Genomic DNA, 19,453 nt, shown 5'->3' on the forward strand with positions numbered 1-19,453 from the left:
ATCCACATCTCCCATTACTGCTGCTGTACCGATCATAGCAATCGCGGCTTCCGCCACTGTCTTTACTGCCCGTACCCCGGCAGCTTTAATCCACAGCTTCGCTTTGTCCTTGTTCACTCGTATCTCCTTTCTCAGCGCACGTATTGCGCGATCAACATAATCAACCCTACCGCCAATCCGCCAGACAACGTAGATACGATGGCTGTAAATGCCGTCTTTTTGGCGCTATTCCATCGTTCGGCAGGCTCGTTTTCAAGTTTCTCCAACCTTGTTCCCTGATTTCGCTGCTCTTCCATCATATTTTTCATATTTAAGGCTAGCTCTCGAACGGAAAGCACCAATTCCTGAATCACCTTGTTTTGTTCCTCTTGATCGCTCATCCGGTGCTTTAGGGATTTTATTTCATGGTCATGGGCGGTCAGCTTCAGGGCGATTTCTTCATCCTGCATAACAAGCTCCTCTCAAATCGCATATTAAAACGCCCGACCTAAGTCGGACGCTTTACGGTACAATTTGATTCACTAAATAGTAATTTACTTCTCAGGGCATATCCAGTGGGATCAATTTATATGAGTACCAGTTCTACCAACCCTGGCACCTTATTTGGTGGAAGTTGGGAAGCATGGGGAAGCGGACGGGTTCCTATTGGAGTGAATTCTTCAGATTCTGATTTTTCAACTGCCGGGAAAACCGGAGGAGCTAAGGCAGTCAATCTCAACCATAGTCATACTGTCAATAGCCATAGCCATACAACGGCTAATCATACGCTGACTGTGGCGGAAATGCCGAGACATCAGCATCCTATTGCAAATTCTGCGAGCGGATCATACGTCGCATCCGGCGCTTCATGGTTTGCCTCTACCGGATGGGGGCCAGACCTGAATCCTCCAAGGGTAAATACTGATAATATTGGTGGCGGTGGGGCGCACAACCACGGTAATACAGGTGATAGTTCGCCTGGTACCAATTCCGCTTTATCAACCACCCAAAGTGTTGTACAGCCATATATCACGTGTTATATGTGGAAGCGGACAGCTTAAAGCTAATTTCAGGCAGTTCTTAGCCACATATAGCAGGTAATAAATGGCTGTACAATGCTTTGAACTGTGGATAACTGTGTATTTGTTCCAGGCGATGCTCCCCCACTGTTTACAGATGATGCCCCTCCGGTTGCTGGAGATGCCTCTCCGGTATTTCCGTGGCCATGCGAAGCTCCTGCTCCTACACTCCCTGTAGTGGTTAATTCCTCTTGGTTTAAGTTATTGCCAGAACTCCATCCACCGAAACTCCAACCTGCTCCAGATGAGGGAAGTCGTAAAGCCTTGTTAATGGAATGGCTATGACTTGGAATTTCGTTTATGGACAATGAGTGTCCATTTGTAGTATGAACATGGCTATTGACCGTATGTGAATGCGATATTGTATGTGTATGGCTGCTGACAGTATGACTATGACTTAAGTTGATTGTTTTCGTTCCACCTGTTTTTCCGGCGGGAGAGAAATCAGAATCTGAAGAATTAACTCCGACCGGAACTCGCCCACTTCCCCAAGCTTCCCAGGTGCCACCGAAGAGCGTCCCTGGGTTGGTGGAACTAGTACTCATATAAATTGAGCCCACCGGATAAACCCTCAGAAATAAATTACTATTTAGTTCACTAATCTTATCATCCAACGTTTTCAAAACACGATCCAGCTCATCCGCATTTCCATTAAAATCCTCGATGTTGTAAAAATCATTCGGCTCCGGCTTCTTCAGGGAATAATTCGTTGTTGTTTTCATACGATTGCCTCACTCCTTATGTCTTTATTTGTGTACGTGCTCAGGGTGCCGTGCGTCAGTCCCCCTAGCTTGTCATGGGTATTGTACAGTAAGTCCACACTACGCATCAAATTACAAGGTATCACCTCATCGATCATTTCTGCGACTGCTTCTAGCATATGCTTCGAAGTCAGGGCAACTTTAATTTCAATATAGTAAGCCCCGGGCTCCAACCTCAGGCTGTACCCATCGGCTCCGCACAAAAAAGCCAAACGCTCTTTCAAATACCATAAATTGTACAAACTCCCCTCACTAAACTTTGCCAAAAGCTGAAAGCGTCTTTCCTGAGCCGTGGCTCCAGGCTGCTTTATAATTCCGTAGGCGCGCTCAAACCGTTCCAGACCAATCTCACTTGCAGTCAAGATAAACTGATCTGATAGATTCAACTGCTGCTGCACAACTAGCTGGGCAATCTCCGGCTGCTCGGCCCCCATAATAAGCTTCATCTCCCGGATTCCTGCCAGAAAATCCGGAAGATATTCAATTAAATTTTTATGCTCCATTAAACGTCCCCCTTGTAGGCAACTCATCATCACCTAAAACTAGATTCCGATCAGATCCATTTAACAAGGTATTCTGAACATCGAGCACGTCATCCAGCTCCAGAATTCTGGACTCAATCTGGCTTACCCGAACGATGGAAGACTCGCTAGACTCCCACTCTTTGCTGATCTCGGCAAAGTAATTATCAATTACCTCATTGATCGATGCCGCTGCAGAAGCATAGCCATATCCAGTTCGATAAGTTACTGTCATTTCAATGTTAATTGGCAATGCTTCGGCTCCTACCACGGTTACGATGTGTCCAATAGGGGCAAATCCTTTCCCCTTACCTACCTCATCCACTGGATCCAGAGCTGACTGTACGGAGTCAATCAGAGTTTGACTTGGTGGCTTATACTGGGCATCTATAATCATTACTTTTACTGTTCCGCCGCCATTCCAGACTGGATACACTTTGCACCCTCCGACTCCATTAAGGGCATTGGTAATCATTTTGTAATCTGTCACGTTTCCTCCAAAGGGTTGCGTGTCCAAGGATGCAAAATACCGGCTACGGAGCACTTCTGTATCTTCTTCATCTTCTCCGGGTATTAAGATGCCCATAATCTGAGCACTCTCCAATCCTTCTATGTAGTTAATCGGAATCAAAGTTCCCACGGTGATGTTACCCACCTCACCCGCAGTCTCACATTTCAGCTTATATCTTCCTGGTTCAATCTGCTCTGAACAGACAAAATTCAGCGATTCACAGTTAAATCTCTGTCCCAGAAGATCAATCGTAGTCGGCGTAAACACCCCTTGTAAAACCGCATTGGTTGCTTCTTCCGGTAGAATTCCTCGCTCCGCGCATCGATGAATCAAATATTCTCTAGACGCTGTATCTGCGAAGGTCTCATTCAGTAGTAGATCCATTTCCAGATACATGATGGACATTTCCGCCGCAGCCGGTGCAAGGGCGTCATAAATGATGGATCCTTCCCGCTTATCGATCCCCGTAGGAATTCTTTCCAGCATACGGTTCATGATTGCATCAAACGTCATATTTTCATACACCGGTCCTCACCTCCTTTTCCATATCCAGATCACCATACACCGTCTGGACCTGGAAGGACACAGACACTGCATTCCGCCGATGGTTAAAACTAAAATTGTTAACTGCTAAAATTCGCTCATCATAAATCAGCGCTTCTGTAATATTATCGCTGATTTTTGCGTAAACCAAAGGCATTGGCCCACCAATTAACTCCTCCAGCTCGATGCCATATCTCCAGCTATATATTTCGTACCGGTAACGCTCCGTGTTAAGTGCCAACAAAACAAACTGCCGGATTGCCTCCAAGCCATCACATTGTCCGCGTATCATGCCCTTATCCAAATCAACCAAGTAGGTTTTATTCGGCATCACGGCCACGGTGAAATCCAACAAATTCTCATACTGCGGGATCATATCTCCACCACCTCACCCAGGATAATATATTTCTGGCCGCCCTGCTTCCGAAGCAGAAGCACTTGCATTCCCTTTGACAGGGTACCAGCACTTTCAAGTTTGATCAGGTGCTCTTTTGCAAGGATTAGTTTTTGTTCCACTTGGATCTGAAAAGGATCGGAGGACACGACTTTCCCGGCCATGACCGCGGCAGGCGCATTTTGTTCAACAGCATCCAATGCTGCTCTCTTTACAATTTCTAAGATATCAGACATTGAACTCTCCTTTCACACCCGATAGGCTCAGATTCATAAAGTGCTCCCCATTGGAGAATGTATGGCGAACACTTTCCACCACCATAAAGTTCCGTAGTTTGATCTCTCCCAGGTCCATCATAACTACCACAGAGGAACCACCGCGTACCCGAATATCACCGAACACGTTATTAATCACCAGTTCCCGCTGCTTTTTGTTATAATAGTTCAGCAGAACCGACGCTTTCGTTTTAGCGGTTTCCGCATCCTCGGCCTTATCATAATATTGCAGGATTCCCCAGGCGGCTTGGTTATCAGTTCCATTTGCCATGTAGATTTCCCGCTCTCCGGTAGTATCATTGTCATAGGCGATTTTGATCCGGTTATACACATCTTTATCTATCGTGCTGGTATAGCTATAATCGCCAGCTGTATCTTTGTCTATCAGAATAGGCAAAATCATAGACTGGATGTTTTTCAGGCATAGCTTCCCAAAATCGTCATACAGTACATACAATCGCCCTGTATTCAGCACGGTCTCATCAGCCGCATTTCCTAGTATGTCAAACAGAGTCGCCTCTTCAATCCGGCTTGGAATCACATATCCGGTGTCCTCGATTTCCCCACAGGTCAACCCATAGTCATCTGCAATCATACGAAGAAGATCCGAATACTTTTTGTTAGAGTAAGCTAATGTATCCTTATTTTTCAAATACCGAAGCTGGTCATAACAAGTAAGCTCCCACACGCGCTCCTCCTTTCGGTTTCGCCCGAAGATATAGCCGTAAAAAACATTTTCCCCGTTTACCCGAAAACTGATCGGGTTTCCCTCTTGTATCCCCAGCTTCCCATCATCCAGCACGGTCAACTTAAGCGAACCAGGTGAACTCTTTCGGTTGTACTCCAGAGTTATTTTGTCCGCAACAGTAGGCATATAAATTTGGTCGTTTTGAATCAGGATTTCACACCCTCGTGATAGCACTATCCCGTTGTTCTTAAGCTCCGTATATTTATAGGCCCCTGGAGCACCAGTGATGGATCTGTTGGCGACGCTCGTAATTTCCACTGTCTGTGGTGCGCTAGCACTCTGATCTGTGGTGGTGATAGTCTTGTTTCCAGATTTTCCGGCGAGTGAAGAATCTAAATTCGACAACCCCGTCTGGCCAAACCCCAGTACATATCGATCGTCCACACTATACTTTCTTCGAGCAACACTGTCTGAGGTATTCCCTTCAATAGTATGAATTTTTGAGCCTTCCATCTTTTCTACAATTCCAGTATGTGTTGCATCGGATTGAGTATATTTCCTGGAAAAAAATATAATATCGCCGCGTAAGGGCGTATAATCTCCACCATAGGCCTTACTTTTTTTATACTTTCCTCGCGCTTTAAACCATCTCAAACCTTCATCACAGTCCGCATACTTAGGCACATGAGTTCCTAAGACTCCTGCTTGTTCCGCACACCAACTGACGAAGATGGCGCACCAAGCCGTGCTGGAAGAAAACCCGCCGTACCACTTTATAAACTTATCGTGCCCCTTGCCGGACTCACTCACGCCGATCTGGGAAATAGCGACACTTACAATATCAGTCATGATACCTCCCTTCTATGCCGGCAACCGAAGGACCACTCCAGGGTATATCCAATGTCCGTTCGATGAACTCTTTTTCCCGTACTTCCTGGCAGCCGCTTCAATGGTATCTTTATTTAATTCGTAGATGTCCTTCCACCGCAGCTCATCGCCAAGTTCCTTACGGGCAATTTTCCAAAGATTGTCTCCTTTTTTTATTGTGTAGTTCTTCTCCGGTTCTTTTTCCGGCCGGCTCTCTGTCACCGTTGCCTCCGGTTTGGACGTTTCTTTTTTTTGAATCGTGAACGTTTTCGTTCCATATTCCCGATATTGCTTCAAGTCAATGGATACGGTAAAATCCAACCCATTCTTCACATCCTCAGAAATCGTATATTTTTCCAGCGTCACCATCATAGACAGCGGGAGATCCAATGCCTGTCCGTTATCCAACTGGCGCAGCACCCGGAAAGAAAACGCCTTCCCCTGAACCTTCAACTGCTCCAGTACACTCAGATAATAAGATGGTTTCTGGAATCCGCTCTGATACCTCGCAAAAGGATACTCGGTGGCTGGAAGCAAACATTCAAAGGAGAGATCAGTCAGTCCGGGAGTCTTAGGTAAATTTATTTCTCCCTCATTGATCAATACCATTGTCTTATTCTTGTTGCTAATTTTCGTCTGCAACTTAGATGGAGCAACAGGAAGCAACACATCTCCCAAGTAAAACAGATACATTAAATATGCACCCCCTCTGCACTGATCATCAAAGCACCTTCCAGCTTTTGAGTCAGCACATTCATCACGCCATCAATGTCCATGTCGGAGCTGATCTGATTCGTCATACCCGTCATATCCACCTTGATTTCCGCTGTGGTAAACTGGTTAATTGCTTGCCTTTCAGCAATCTCCCGCAGGTACTTCAACTCCTCGCTGCTGGTAGATACCGAATCCTTAATATCCCCGGTATTGTCCGCGATGTCCGATACTCCACCAGCCACCGTATCCCAGTTTGAACTTGTATAGTCTCCGGCATCCGGGATGTCAATTTCTGGGAATAAAGACGAAGGATCAAAGTTCGATATTTTTTCATCGATACCCTGCCCGAAGTCATAGCCTGTATCCCACGCTGTAGAGTATTCAAATCTTTCCACATGGTAATCTTGCGCATTGACCTTTGCCATGACTTCTTCGCCCTTACCGAAAGTGGAGTCCACCCAGCTGCCAAGCGAGTCTCGCCACCCAGTAACACTCTGCGCCAAATTTGAACCAAAAATGGTGTCGATTACACTCGCAAGCGATTCTAGCAAAGAAAGAATTGTATCGACCAAATCAAAGAACAATCGAGCAATCGCCCCCACCGGATCATTGAATACATTCGCAAAGAAGTTAGCAAATGTTGCGATAAAATTCCAAAGCACAACAAAAACATCGATTACGGCGTTGATTAGAGCAACAAACAAATTTCCGATGAATGCTGCCGCTACAGTCAAAGCACCGCAAATTATTCCAGTTGCACTTATGCTGGACCCAGTCACCTTGTTTATAACTGCAACCACGGCGTAGATAGCTGCGATGATTGCTATAATGATAATCAGTATCCAAGTAAGCGGAGAAGACAGCAGAGCAGTATTAAATCCATATTGCGCTGTTGTGGCAGCCGCTGTTGCGCTAGCCTGCGTTCCAGTTGCTGCTGCATGTGCGTACGAAAGCAAACAAGACACCACTTTTACCGCATTACCTGCCAATTCTGCCCCCTTTGTTATAAGCAGCCAGCCATAGTATATAGCCAATGCTGCGGCAATTCCGTATACAATCGGGGAGATAATCGACCAATTCTCAGCCACAAATGCTGCCCCCTGAGTCAGCAGATCCAGAGCACCAAGCGCGATACCAGCCAAAACAACCAGTGCATCTGTAATCCCATTGATCAACGCGTCAAATCCAGAGCTATTTGCGATCTCGTTAAGCTTTTGTAACGCCGGCTGGAATGCCATCATTGCTCTGTTTCCGATATCCGTAGCCATCTGCTCAAAGGTACGTGGCATCTCCTCAAACTGGGCCTCAATCTCCTCAGTTGCGCCCAACATCGCATTTTTCACAATATCCGCAGTGATCTCACCTTCTGACGCCATTTCCCGGATCTCGCCGATGCCAACCCCCAAGTAGTCGGCAATGGTCTGGATCACATTCGGCGCCGCCTCGAATACCGCGTTCAGTTCCTCTCCACGCAGTACACCGGAACCCAATGCCTGGGTGAGCTGCAGGGATGCGGAGGACATTTCTTGTTGAGACGCCCCCGCAATCACAAACTGCTTATTTAAGTTCTCTGCAAACTGGATCGTTTCTGCGTTGGAGGCAAATGCGTCTCCTGCTCTGACCCCAAGTTTTGCCACGATATCGGCCGTGGCTGTATAGGACGCCCTGGATCGCTGTGCTGCCAGGTAGATTTGGTCTTGCAGCTCTTTTGTGGTCTGCATTCCGTCGTTCATCATATTTAACCGCGCTGTGGTTTGTGTAAGTGTGTCCGACAAATCCAGCACTGTACCGACTGTCCTGATACTCGCATAAGCAGCGACCAATTTCTTTGCCCTTCCAGCCAGACTATCTGCTTCGCTTGATCCACGCTGAAAACTTTGATTCAACTGCTCCTGCTGTTCTTCAGCTCTCGCCAGGTTTTGAGTCATCTCCTCAATGCTGACACTCGCCTGGGCAATTTCCTGCCTGATAGCATCAAAATCCCCTGCATTGACACTGGCATCACAGGCACTCTGCATAGACTGGAATGCGGATACCGTCATGTTTAACGCAGCGGTGATCCGCATCAGGGGGGCTGCCATCGCATCATTTAATTGTACTGCAGTTTGTATCGTTGCCATAGTGCCCTCCTACTTTCGCTTAGCCTCGCGCTCACGACGCTTTTCCTCCGCAACTCGGAGCTGGATCGAAGCAATAACAAATGCTTTTTCCTGGGGATCCAGCTCCGCAAACGCGGAAGGCTTCCAATGAAACTGATGAAGGCAATAGTGAGCAAACCCTGCATCACTATCGCCCTCAATTAGTTTTTTGCCTCATCAACCTTTTGCTCCATCGAAACGTCAAAACCACTAAAATTTTGGACAAATGCCGCCAAATCCTGGTATTCTCCCGGATTATCCACCATCTCACGGACAAGATCCTCCGGATTGGTGACCCCATAAGAATCCTGAAGCTCTGCATCATACAGATTCGGGCACACCACAGATTCTGCCACCATCTTAGCAAGGTACTTGTTGGAGTCAAGTTTAGGACGGTACATGTGAGGTTTTCCGGGGATAGGAATCTCCTTCATACATGCCTCTCGGATTGCCTCATCCTCCCGTGTGCTCAGCGCCCGAATTTCCCACTGCAAAGGCTTTCCCTGCTCATCCACCAAAGACTTAGTCGCAGGGTAGAAAGCATTGGCCTTCGTCATTTTGTTCTGCTTTAAAAATCTAGTAAATTTACTCATGACTCCTCCTTTATCTCATACCCGCGAGTTGCTTAAACTCTTCGGCCAGGCGAAAATCTTCGAAAGTGAAATCCATCTCCTCGTCCAGATACTCTCCATTGGAATCAAATTTCGCCAGGATTCCTCCGTTGATGTTGCAGTCCACGAAAATCATCCTGTGCCGGCCAGCGTCAGATGCCGGATCGTCATTGGTAACCTGGATGTCAAAATAGACATCTTTTCCGGTATCCTTATAAGACAACATCATCTTCCGGAAAATATCCGTGTTGTAATGGAAGGTAGCTTTCCCGGTTCCCTTCCACCCAGACGCCTTGTTCCCCGTCCCAGTCTTTCCAAGAATCGGTACTTCCGTTTTTGTCTTCTCAAATTTCGCTTCAAAATCAATTGCTTGCATAAAGTTATACCGATTTCCATCAATAGTCACATAGCACTGTGCCAATTTGGCTGATACTGAATCCTTTGCAAGCATGGTAGCTGCTGTAGCCATATCTTACTCCTTCCTAACCAATCTGAACTGTCATATAAAGCTGAGCCATCGTACCGGTAACCCTCACATTCTCTGTCACAACCACGGCCTTACGGCTGTCTCCCTCCGACACAGAAATGTCTCCGTCATTCACTCCCTCGATCGCACCCAGGTCCTGCAGCTTCTGATGGTATGTGACAAGATCCGACCATAGAGCAGCCCGAGCATCCGCGTCATTCGGCATGATCCCCAGATATTTACTATTAAACAATGTCGCAATGTCGTTTCCGATCTGGTCAAGCACTCGAATGACTTTATTGTCCTTAAACTCTTCTTGTTTTTCGTTGGAGAGCGTCACCAGGGAATTGATATCCTCCAGAACACGCACCTCGCTGCCCACGCGGTGAAAGATGAATTTTCCGGACTGCAAGGCTGACGCCAGCTGCTTTTGCGTATATTCCACGTTTACATCAAAATTTCCATCATAGAGTTTATTGGTACTCGAAGCATTGATCGCACAGCTCGCAGTGACCCCAGTAACCCAATACACCAGGGATGACGCTGGCCACCCACTGTCCGTCACTGTGTTGGCCAGATTGATTACACCCTCATAGTCTCCCTCATAATCCTGCAGCACCAGCTGAAATTTGGCTCCCACCTCGTCACGCATACGCCGGACATAATTAGCATACAAAGCTTTCGTTACTACATCCGTGACCACGGCTCCCATTGCGTTAAATGAATAGGATTCCGCCTTGTCCAAATATTCCTGGTGTTTATCGCCGGTCGTCGTGCCATTCGTACCGCCGGTAAAAGTGTCGGCGGCCGTCGCCACAAGCGAGGCATCTTTTTTCCACGTCACAAAAGGGTTATCCTCCAGATTAGCAGCTGACGTAACAGTCTGACTGTCAATCAAATCCGCTTCCAAGTAGGTTTTAACGTCAAACGCATTTTCATCATCAACGTTCGCCTGGACCACAACCTTTAAGGCATTCCCTCTGGTACCGCTATAAACTGCGGTGCCAAACGTCCCAGACGCCTTGACGCCACCGCCGTTAAGCCGATAGGCATACAAGGTCTGCACATTCAAAAACAGATCCGCAAGCCCCTTCATCTTCTCGTGCGATGCCGGATAGCCAAAGAGCTCTTGCGCACGATTTCGGAAGTCATTCGCACTCACCTCAAAAATACTGTCCTCAGGACCCCAGTCCAGCTCCAGGGGCAGGGTAGCCGTGCCTCGGTCGGATAAAACACTTCCAACCTTTGCAGCGGACACGAAATTGATATAGCTCCCCGGCAAGACCTTATCCTGCGCGGTGAATTTTCCGCCTCCCAATGCCATTTCACTTCACCTTTCCTTTCATATATTTGTCAATCGCCGTATCAATTTGCTTCAGTGTATATCTACCGGTATCCTCCAGCATGGCCCCCAACAAGTCTCTCCGGTCCTGATACCTCGATGAGGTTAAGATCTGACTCTTCTCGTATGTCGGTTCTACATTTTTAGCTAATTCAGCCACTTTCTACTCCTTTCTCTGGACAATGTCACACGTCACCGATTCCATTTCATCTCCATGTGCCCCTCCCGCGCGTAGGAATACGGGATATCCCGCATAAAAATTCAGCGCTTCTTCTCTGGGCTCCGCGCGTAGGCCGGCAGCATAAACCACCTTGTTTAGCACGATGATTAACTCAAGGCATTCAAAAAGCCTTTCCGCGGCATCGCTCATTTCCTCGTGAACCTGGCTGGTCCCAGGGAAATACTGGATCACATATTCATTTTCCTGCCTGTGCCACGGCCCCCGCACACGCTCCCGACTGGTGCTTACGGGCTGCACAAAAAAGCAAGGGGCCTGAAATCCCTGCTCCAATGGATCCACATATACGGGGTGCTCAAACTCCTCGCGGATGGCAGCTACAATGCCGTACAATATATCATTATCCATTGAAACACCTCTCAAGCTCTTTTAGGATCTTGCGCTCGACAATCTTCGGGGCCATACGGTTCATCTCGATCTCGGTTTTGGTCATAAAGAACTTACCCTGCACCCATCCGGTATGATCCCTAGTCCGGTGACCAAACTCTACATAAGCTGCATATTCCACCGGATTGATAATGCTGATCTCGTATCTGTCTCCCGAATCAATAATGGTTCCTGCAGTCCATCCACGACGGAGATTTCCACCGGTTCGACCGCTACCGGTAGGGTAGACACCCACCGGAGTTCGTTTTATGAGCATCCTCAGTGTTCGGGATGCGATTTCTTTTGCACAAGCTTCCATGATTTTCCTACGGTTTCTCTGTAGCTCATTTATCCGCTGCTGCAATTCGATCAGCTCGTGAAAATCACAACTTCCCCATGTCGCCATTATGCCCACCCCTCAAATAGTTTTAACGGGATTTCCTGATGGGATGAGTATATAGCACCTTTCCCACTTCTGGCATATTCCGTGGTCCCCCCACATTGAGTCACCACGATCTTGCTTCCCGGTCGAACCTCGTGTTCTGGAGACAAAAAAAGGATAATTTGCTGATCTTGATCAGTAACCGTGCCACTGCCCTCCGCAGATGAAAGCTGGGAGTAAGACAATCGACATGGTGCATCTAATAAAACTGCATCTTCTTGAGTTCTAGTAATTCTTGTAATTGGATCTTCATAGGATCTTATCTCATAAATCGTACAGACTCCGGAATACATACTTTCTGCCGCCTGCCTTACCTCTTGCAACGCAGAAAAAACACTACGGTTCATAAGGCCACCTCAAGTTTCTATACCGATTCAACCATTGTTTGTCGCGGACATTCAGCTCTGTGATTGTCACCCAGGAATTATCTGAGGATTGGGCGAAAGAAACCCTTACATCTCCCTCGCTGATACTTGCAACCGGGGGGGTATATCCGCCAGCATTGGATTCCTCAAATTCCAAAATCCCCTGAACTTTCCTCCGTACAAATGATTCCAACTCGTCCGGGATCCGGTGCCAAGATAAATTACAATAATCACAAACCGCCTGAATAGTATCCAAGATTTTTAAATCGTAATCTCCTGTGTCAAGCTGCAGATTTGTTTTGACTTTCTTCATCATTTCATTTTTATCCATCACAGCCCCCTATTCAGTCGTCCCTCGCGATCGCAGATTATGATGAGTATATTTTTTCAATTGGCCATGTGTCGAATGGCCAAGATAATTATGGGTTACAATTGTGATACTGATTATATACTGTTCTTTAATTCTTACAGGGTTTTTACTCAATTCTACCCGCTCAATCACAATCAATCAGATCACCTCCATCTGCTCCCGGTTTTTAATCATCTCATCCGCGATACGTAAGGTAATCTCAAGTACATATAGTCGGCTTTTGCACGTAGGCTGAAGTTTTACATCCACGTAGCTTCCTCTATCTTCCTGTGACACCTGGCATACACCAGATGACTCCACTTCTCCATTATGCAGTAGACGCCAAGATGCCTCTTTAATAACAAAATATTCAGATTGGACTGAATGGACAAAATATTTCACATGTCGGTCCTCTCCTAAAATAAATCGAATCACAAAGACACCTCCTGGCATACCGGATAAATCCGGTCTAATACTGTCATACGTGGCTGAAGGTCAAACAGGTATTTAGGCAGAGGCAACATGTGTATACAAAGGTTGCCTGCATCCACAGTATACAACAACTTAGCTATATAAGACCAATTCCCTGCTTCATCCTCGGCGACGATTTCTACTACATATTCCCCATCTGTATCTAGGGGAACCAGTATATTCCACCGATCCCCCTCTTCGCACTCCAAGACCACGTCCGTACCATCTATCTTTCCGAATACCCTTGCTACTGCCATATCTTTAATCCGTCACTTCAACACTGATAACATAGGTTTTACCACAATCCACTGGATTCGGAGTAATGGACACAGACATAATCACCGGCGCTATTGTATCCAGCGTTACGGTCCTTGTCACTGTTGTGGATTTGCCTGCAGAATCCGTGGAAACAACCGTAATGGTATTGGCACCGGAGACTAGTGTCAAAGCTTTACTGAAACTCCCATTTTCGTTCACTGTCACAGCTTCTGCCGTACCGCTATTAAGCTTTATGGTTACCGTACATGGGCTAGAAGTCACATCATTGGTAGTACCTGTGACCGTACAAGCAGATTTATTCGTCACCAACCCATTTGTTGGCGCCGTTACACTTAAAGTCGGTGGAACAGTATCGATCTTGAAGGTAACGCTTTTTTGAGTCGCTGCATTACCATCATTGTCGAATGCGTCAACTTTAATCGAATGACTGCCATCCGCAAGTGCTGATGCCGGCGTATATGTACACTCATACCCACCAGTGATAGCCGTCTTAGTAATCGCGTCGCCAGTCACCTTGCTACCGCTATCAATAGTAATCCCGATTGTTGCTGACGCAACGCCTGAATCGTTATCGGTAACCTTCCATTTAACAACAGGCTTGTTGTTGACAATAAGCGCCGATGCCGTTGGATAAGTAATGGTAATAACCGGGGCCGTCTTCTCTTTGACCTTCAGTTTCAGACTTTCCCCCAGCGTGGCATCCGTATCGGTCTTAGTAGTCACGTTTCCCGCCTGATCGGTCGCTTTTATTGTTATCGGGTACTAATGACCGCTGTTTTGATTATAACTGGAGATGCTGGGGGCAGCGACGGTTGCCTCGTACTTCCCCGTACTACTGTTCAGAGTCAAATTTGTGGTTACGCCATTAACGATGGCCTGTACCGTTTTTACTGCCATCTATTCATCCTCCTATCCAAGCTTGTGCTTAAAGGCGACAATTCGGATCTGCTTTGGTTCATATACTGGTGTCCAATTTACTGCGTTCTGAAGCTCATCACGAGATGGGCCCTCCGTTTTGGCCACACTAGCACTGGTAAAAGCAACTCCACGGGGATGCAGAATCATGGTCTTACGGTTAATCAAGTAATCCACACCAGAGCCTTTACGCTTTGCACGGTCTGTCTCCGTTGGTACAAACCCTGCGGGGGTTCCATTGCCGAGAGCTACTGCACCTGCGCCGAAGAGATACGTGGTATACACTCCGGATTTTACCGGGCATCCATCATCCACAATCACCCGCTTACCCTGGTATGTACCAAAAGCCACGTCATTGGAGGGCTGCACCACATCGATCAGATTCTGCTTTTTCAGGTATGCTTCCGTCGCACTGTGCATGCAGATGCCAGTGAGCTGAGCCTTAGCGTCACCCAGCAATTGCTCAGCATCAATGAACGCGGACCCACTCCAATTAGCCGCTGCACCGGACTTGCTAGAGATATCCAGAAGATTGGAGGCCAGCCTCGTCTGAGCTGCAACAGCTGATTCCCCGGATCCAGATGCCGGAACTGTACCAAAAACTCCGTTTAAGATAGCCACTAATTCTTTCTGCATATCACGTTCCCAAAAGCGTGCTACCAACATGGCAATGGCCGCCATTGGATCCGCGCCAGATAAAGCTGCGGATAAATCCGTTGCGCTCCACATCTTGGCTCGGCGGATAATGGCCGCTACATCCTTGTTGGATTCGATCTTGTTATCATCCAAGTCCGTACCCTCAATGATCTGCTCCGATTCACCGGTCAGATCCTCGAAAAATGGCATATTTACCGTGGGGGCTGCTTGGGAGGCTAGACTGTCAAACTCCTGGTTATTGGCGACGATTCCACTCTGCACTAGCGCAGAAAGTTCCATCGTCCGATTAATTACATAAGGATTAAATAATTCGGGGACAATCACGTCCTGTAAAGTAGTTCCAGACATATTTTCCTATTCCTTTCTCTTACAATTTGACTCCGGCAGCCGCTGCCAGCTCTCTGGCCCGCGCCGGATCTGTTTTGAAAAGCTCACCTTGCTTGGTGAGATTAAAATTTTCCTTGGCCCAGGGATTCCCCACGTCGGGATTTCCCCCACGCGCGGGATTATATCCTGTTGGTTTATCAGCTTTGAACAGATGAGGCATTGACTCTTTCAACGGTTTAACGATATCATCCACCCCGATCGGGTTCCCTTCCTTGTCAAAGGCGAATTTCTCAATTCCCCCCTGCTTATAGATCAGGTAATCGGCATCCACCACGCCAGCGGACGCAAGTTTCTCCTTCAGGGTATATTCCCTGCGGGTGTTTTCCGTCACGGCTTTGAGCTTTCTGATCTCTGTCTCGTAGGTAGCTATTTTGTTCTGTAGCTCCTCATTATCACCGTTTGCTTTTTTCAAGTCGGTTATGGTGTCATTCGCCGTCTTCAGCTCGGCCACCTTGTCGTTAAACTCTTTTTTAGGCACCGCGTGCTTTGGAAACTCAGCATTCACCAATTCCATCACCGATGCCACATTCAGAACACCGTCTTTGAACTCTGCCTTTTCCAGGATCGCTTTCAACCATTCCATGTTCCTGTCCTCCATAGATTTTTATTCCCGCTCTCCGGGTACTGGGATTCCGCCGGTTATTCTCGCGGCTGAGTAGTAGTTTACCCTCATTTCGGAGCATAAAAATACCACCGGCATTAGCCCGTGGTATCTGTTACCATTTAATAATCCGTATCATCGTCATACTTATGCTCTTCCCCTAGGTATTCTTCCCAGGTAATGTCCTGCACGATACACTCCTCAATCATGTCTACAATCTCTGATATCGACAAGGTAAGCTCCGCTGTCGAAACACCCACACCAAAATGCTCTTCATAACGTTTGAGGGCTTTCGTAAACTCCGGAAAATCATCTGACTTTGGTGGCCGATTCAAAAAATCTGGCAAAATGTACTCTGACATCGCATCATCCTCCAAACAATTTCAAAAACTCTTTATACGCAGTCGGAAATACAGATTTGATAATCTCCACTTCCTCCGAACTCCTCATGGTAGCACTGTAAAAATGCGCAAAAGCTTCCCTCTCCAGACGATTCGGTGAATTCCAGTACTCCGGTTCTCCATGCTTCCAACGACCGACACATTGATTATTACTCATTGCACCAAATAAGTCTGATACAGCATGGTACTCATTCGCTTGTATTTTTTGGCTTATTTCTGCATATGCTGCCGCTATGTTTATATTATATTGTTTTTGATAAGCTTTTACAAGTGCGTCAAAATCGGATCTCAGCATATCCCCGAAAGATGGCGATGCGCTGGATACTCGTCCTGCGGCTCTGTCTAAAGCATGGCCAATTTCATGGAATGCCGTCGTATATTTTCCTCTGGAATTTGTGAAGTCCGCCTTCAAATTCATCCAAATTCCTTCCGTGTTTGTTCGTCCTCTTCCCGTCGTACGAATATTTTTAAACCGTACGGCATCCATGTGGGCCAAAGTAAAACTACGAACCGGTTCTGGCGCAGAAGCAATGATTTCCTCGATATCTGTTCGGTATCGTTCCGGTAACTGGTCAATCGTTCGTGCCTCAGCATAAGCAAACATCTTGTCCACTTTATCGGATATAGACTCCCCGGATGGCTCCGCTTCAACGTATAGCTGCTTCCACGCCCTATATGTCATGTCCGGTACATAATAGGTGCCGCCGGTACTGTCTCGAACCGCGCGGGTTTCGCTTACGGTAAACTCGTCATCAAAATACGGACATGTCGTTCCACGGCATCGCGGATGGAAGGGCGGTGCCGTCAATCCAACAGCAAAGTCACACCGTGGGAACTGTTTCCCATCCATGTCCTGGCATATAGGGCAAGTATGTGAATCCAGCGTTTCCACCACCTCAAAAGCTTCTATATCAAGTTCTTGGAAGCATTGTTCCTGCGCCACGGAAGATATTGCTGCAGACTCAGTCATAATCAAATTGCCTGCCTGAGATCTGCTGACCTGCATACATCTTGCCAGGTTATCAATCGCACGCTGAGGCAGCTCGCCGCGGATGATATTCTGAGCCAGCTCAGTATGCAAACTTTGAACGAGCTTATCCTTATTCGCCCAGATCCGGTCCGAAAACGTCTTTCCATCTTGGGCCCAGGGACGTTTCAGAAGTGCATCGATTTTCCGGAAATCCAAGGCTGCCAGATTGGTGCCAACGCCGGTGCCACGTGCGATCTCATAAGCAGATCGGTAATAGTTCTCCGAAAAGCTCTTTTGTAGGAAATCAGTCATCCCGCCCTCAAACTCGGTAAACAAAAGCTCCGCATGTTGCTGCATCTGAAGCTTCATGGCTTTCAGATAGGATATGTGATATCTGGCTGAGGCGTTTTCTAGCTGCTTCATCCAACGCTGATTTAGCGCGTTTTTCTGACCGACCTTGACATATTCCTCCACGGACCACTTAAACTCTTCCAACTCTGAGATATTGAGAAATCGTTTAGCGCTGGCGTAGCTGATATCATTATTCTCGGCGAGGCGCCGGTACCAACGCTCTAGATCCATCTGAATGCTATTCTGAGCCCGCCGAAACTGTTCTTGGACATCGCAAAAATAGGCCTGACTTCTTTGGTATTGCTCATCCTCCAAAGCCTCAAAACGCGTTTTCCAGTAGTCCTTACTTCTCGTTGTCATTCAGGTCACCATCTCCATCCTCGGCCCGGTCACCCCCATCATTTGCGTTGACGCGAGTGCCAAAGGCATCTTGGTATGCCTCCTCCGCCGCTTTCTTCTCCGCTGCAAGAAGGGCCTCCTCCTTTTCGGGGTCCTCCACCCAGGGGTGGCGGGCAATGATTGTCGTATCGGAAATGATTCCTTTGCTTTGTTGAGCAATCTGGGACAGCTCTAGGTCGTTCCGAACCGAGGTTCGAGTCCAAGTCTGCACGATAGTATCATCTTTGATCGGAAGCCCCAGCAGCCGGCAAACGCAGCGAATAAAGCGGCCAAACCCCAGCCGAAACTCTGTCTCCTGAAGCCCGGCCTTAAGTTCCAAAAGCGAGTAAAGGAAGTTAAGAGCCACTCCGGAGCTATTGCCGAAATTCTGGGGATCTGGGTCAATGCCCTGGCCTTGCTCGAAAATACACTGTCTGGTCGCCTTCAGGAGTTTTTCACGGGCCTCAACCGGAATCTCGATAGTGAGGGTAGATACACCTGACTTATCGTCCCCGCCCTCACTATCAATCTGGATCGCTTTGTATTCCTTTAGATCTGTCAGAAATTCTCGGAGATTAGCACCTCCGTAATTTGTCAGGACAAATATAACTTCCTGGATGTCCTCCAAATCATTCAAAAAGCCGCTGAACACTTTGCAATAAGTGTCAATCAGCGGCTTGATACTGATCAGATCATTGGTGTTGATATTATTGTTAAAAAACGGAAAAAATGGAACCTCACCAACGCCGTGCTCATACCTACCTGTCGGCTCGCACAACACTGGATCTATAAACACCTGATACGGAATCAGCTGCTCTAACTCATCCCCCGCCTTTAGCCGGTAGACATCGCACTCCGTGTCGTTCCAGTATTCGTAGATCGTATAAACATCCCCGGTAACGTCATCTACATCCTGATATCGCCTCAAACACCCGAGTAATTCATTTTCCAGGTTTTTGGACCACACTGGGATAATCTGCTCCGCTGGCACATTCGCATATTTCCATCCGTCCTCGCTTCTCCAAATATGCAGCCACCCTACTGCGCTGTTGGACGCATCAATACAGAGGTCTTTGCACACTTTGGGATATTTGTCCCCCAAAAAAGAGCTCAGCTTCTTATTTGCGCCCTTGTTCCCAAGATCAAACAAAGGTGGAGAGGTAAACATGTAAGAAGCCTTCTGGTTTACTAGAAGGCCGTGAAAATTAAAGGGGATCCGATTGTCCGCGCTCCTCATCGGGTTCTCTTCTCTGTCTTTTGGAGGCTCCTCAATCAAAATATCCGTCCTGTTCATATAATAATTCCAAGCCTTTTGCGACTGTCCCACAAAAGCGGAGTGCCCTGCCTGGTATTTCCGGATCAGGCCCTTAATCACTTGAATATCCACATTTTCA

General features: G+C 47.3%; 25 protein-coding genes and 1 pseudogene. 1 reads left to right on the top strand and 25 read right to left on the bottom strand.

What is annotated here, in order from left to right:
• Positions 1-131: 131 nt before the first annotated feature.
• The gene (locus tag MUB23_RS03970; protein ID WP_244799039.1) at positions 132-449 is read right to left on the bottom strand and encodes a hypothetical protein; all 318 of its coding nucleotides are present in this window, start codon (positions 447-449) and stop codon (positions 132-134) included.
• Between the two features lie 105 nt (positions 450-554).
• Between MUB23_RS03970 and MUB23_RS20090 the strand changes: the two genes are divergently transcribed.
• Complete coding sequence (locus MUB23_RS20090) at positions 555-1,040, top strand: phage baseplate protein (protein ID WP_442874105.1); 486 nt, start codon at positions 555-557, stop codon at positions 1,038-1,040.
• 8 nt (positions 1,041-1,048) lie between these two features.
• On the opposite strand, the gene MUB23_RS03975 is transcribed toward MUB23_RS20090, so the two are convergent.
• The 24 genes and pseudogenes from MUB23_RS03975 to MUB23_RS04090 all read right to left on the bottom strand — a co-directional run bounded on the left by MUB23_RS03975 (position 1,049) and on the right by MUB23_RS04090 (position 19,446).
• Positions 1,049-1,780 carry a phage baseplate protein gene (locus MUB23_RS03975; RefSeq protein ID WP_244799040.1) on the bottom strand — a complete coding sequence of 244 codons (732 nt, stop codon included), beginning with the start codon at positions 1,778-1,780 and terminating at the stop codon, positions 1,049-1,051.
• Positions 1,777-2,322, bottom strand: coding sequence for a putative phage tail protein (locus MUB23_RS03980; protein WP_244799042.1), 546 nt, complete (start codon positions 2,320-2,322; stop codon positions 1,777-1,779). Before MUB23_RS03980 ends, MUB23_RS03975 begins: the two co-directional genes overlap by 4 nt.
• Positions 2,312-3,376 carry a baseplate J/gp47 family protein gene (locus MUB23_RS03985; RefSeq protein WP_244799044.1) on the bottom strand — a complete coding sequence of 355 codons (1,065 nt, stop codon included), beginning with the start codon at positions 3,374-3,376 and terminating at the stop codon, positions 2,312-2,314. The genes MUB23_RS03980 and MUB23_RS03985 overlap by 11 nt, the downstream gene beginning before the upstream one ends.
• Positions 3,369-3,770, bottom strand: coding sequence for a DUF2634 domain-containing protein (locus tag MUB23_RS03990; protein ID WP_244799045.1), 402 nt, complete (start codon positions 3,768-3,770; stop codon positions 3,369-3,371). Before MUB23_RS03990 ends, MUB23_RS03985 begins: the two co-directional genes overlap by 8 nt.
• On the bottom strand, positions 3,767-4,024 hold the full coding sequence (locus MUB23_RS03995) for a DUF2577 family protein (RefSeq protein ID WP_244799047.1): 258 nt from the start codon (positions 4,022-4,024) through the stop codon (positions 3,767-3,769). Before MUB23_RS03995 ends, MUB23_RS03990 begins: the two co-directional genes overlap by 4 nt.
• Positions 4,017-5,600: a CHAP domain-containing protein gene (locus MUB23_RS04000; protein WP_244799048.1), complete on the bottom strand. Its 1,584-nt coding sequence runs from the start codon at positions 5,598-5,600 to the stop codon at positions 4,017-4,019. Before MUB23_RS04000 ends, MUB23_RS03995 begins: the two co-directional genes overlap by 8 nt.
• 12 nt (positions 5,601-5,612) lie before the next feature.
• On the bottom strand, positions 5,613-6,227 hold the full coding sequence (locus MUB23_RS04005) for a LysM peptidoglycan-binding domain-containing protein (protein WP_244799050.1): 615 nt from the start codon (positions 6,225-6,227) through the stop codon (positions 5,613-5,615).
• A gap of 83 nt (positions 6,228-6,310) precedes the next feature.
• A complete protein-coding gene (locus tag MUB23_RS04010; RefSeq protein WP_244799052.1) occupies positions 6,311-8,452 on the bottom strand; it encodes a tape measure protein in 2,142 nt (713 codons plus the stop codon).
• 179 nt (positions 8,453-8,631) lie between these two features.
• The gene (locus tag MUB23_RS04015; protein ID WP_244799053.1) at positions 8,632-9,063 is read right to left on the bottom strand and encodes a phage tail assembly chaperone; all 432 of its coding nucleotides are present in this window, start codon (positions 9,061-9,063) and stop codon (positions 8,632-8,634) included.
• Between the two features lie 10 nt (positions 9,064-9,073).
• Positions 9,074-9,550: a phage tail tube protein gene (locus MUB23_RS04020; RefSeq protein WP_244799055.1), complete on the bottom strand. Its 477-nt coding sequence runs from the start codon at positions 9,548-9,550 to the stop codon at positions 9,074-9,076.
• Positions 9,551-9,563: 13 nt separating this feature from the next.
• Complete coding sequence (locus MUB23_RS04025) at positions 9,564-10,871, bottom strand: phage tail sheath family protein (RefSeq protein WP_244799057.1); 1,308 nt, start codon at positions 10,869-10,871, stop codon at positions 9,564-9,566.
• Between the two features lies 1 nt (position 10,872).
• The gene (locus MUB23_RS04030; protein ID WP_244799063.1) at positions 10,873-11,049 is read right to left on the bottom strand and encodes a hypothetical protein; all 177 of its coding nucleotides are present in this window, start codon (positions 11,047-11,049) and stop codon (positions 10,873-10,875) included.
• A 3-nt stretch (positions 11,050-11,052) separates the two neighbouring features.
• Positions 11,053-11,475, bottom strand: coding sequence for a phage tail terminator family protein (locus tag MUB23_RS04035; RefSeq protein WP_244799065.1), 423 nt, complete (start codon positions 11,473-11,475; stop codon positions 11,053-11,055).
• A complete protein-coding gene (locus tag MUB23_RS04040) occupies positions 11,468-11,899 on the bottom strand; it encodes an HK97 gp10 family phage protein (RefSeq protein ID WP_244799067.1) in 432 nt (143 codons plus the stop codon). The genes MUB23_RS04035 and MUB23_RS04040 overlap by 8 nt, the downstream gene beginning before the upstream one ends.
• Positions 11,899-12,282, bottom strand: a complete 384-nt coding sequence (locus MUB23_RS04045; RefSeq protein WP_244799068.1) for a hypothetical protein — start codon at positions 12,280-12,282, stop codon at positions 11,899-11,901. The genes MUB23_RS04040 and MUB23_RS04045 overlap by 1 nt, the downstream gene beginning before the upstream one ends.
• Positions 12,272-12,631, bottom strand: coding sequence for a hypothetical protein (locus tag MUB23_RS04050; protein ID WP_244799069.1), 360 nt, complete (start codon positions 12,629-12,631; stop codon positions 12,272-12,274). The genes MUB23_RS04045 and MUB23_RS04050 overlap by 11 nt, the downstream gene beginning before the upstream one ends.
• Positions 12,632-12,808: 177 nt before the next feature.
• Entirely contained in the window at positions 12,809-13,084 is a 276-nt protein-coding gene (locus MUB23_RS04055) for a hypothetical protein (protein WP_244799070.1), read from the bottom strand.
• Complete coding sequence (locus tag MUB23_RS19970; protein WP_244799071.1) at positions 13,081-13,377, bottom strand: PF13754 domain-containing protein; 297 nt, start codon at positions 13,375-13,377, stop codon at positions 13,081-13,083. The genes MUB23_RS04055 and MUB23_RS19970 overlap by 4 nt, the downstream gene beginning before the upstream one ends.
• 4 nt (positions 13,378-13,381) lie before the next feature.
• Positions 13,382-14,296, bottom strand: a pseudogene (locus tag MUB23_RS04065) (Ig-like domain-containing protein).
• A 12-nt stretch (positions 14,297-14,308) separates the two neighbouring features.
• The gene (locus tag MUB23_RS04070) at positions 14,309-15,319 is read right to left on the bottom strand and encodes a coat protein (protein ID WP_244799072.1); all 1,011 of its coding nucleotides are present in this window, start codon (positions 15,317-15,319) and stop codon (positions 14,309-14,311) included.
• A gap of 19 nt (positions 15,320-15,338) precedes the next feature.
• Positions 15,339-15,941, bottom strand: coding sequence for a phage scaffolding protein (locus tag MUB23_RS04075; RefSeq protein WP_244799073.1), 603 nt, complete (start codon positions 15,939-15,941; stop codon positions 15,339-15,341).
• A 140-nt stretch (positions 15,942-16,081) separates the two neighbouring features.
• Positions 16,082-16,321, bottom strand: coding sequence for a hypothetical protein (locus MUB23_RS04080; protein ID WP_244799074.1), 240 nt, complete (start codon positions 16,319-16,321; stop codon positions 16,082-16,084).
• 4 nt (positions 16,322-16,325) lie between these two features.
• Positions 16,326-18,041: a minor capsid protein gene (locus tag MUB23_RS04085; RefSeq protein WP_244799075.1), complete on the bottom strand. Its 1,716-nt coding sequence runs from the start codon at positions 18,039-18,041 to the stop codon at positions 16,326-16,328.
• On the bottom strand, positions 18,025-19,446 hold the full coding sequence (locus MUB23_RS04090; protein WP_244799076.1) for a phage portal protein: 1,422 nt from the start codon (positions 19,444-19,446) through the stop codon (positions 18,025-18,027). The genes MUB23_RS04085 and MUB23_RS04090 overlap by 17 nt, the downstream gene beginning before the upstream one ends.
• Positions 19,447-19,453 lie beyond the last annotated feature (7 nt).

Source organism: Cuneatibacter sp. NSJ-177 (genome assembly GCF_022867805.1).
In the GTDB taxonomy this organism is placed as follows: Bacteria; Bacillota; Clostridia; order Lachnospirales; family Lachnospiraceae; genus Pseudolachnospira.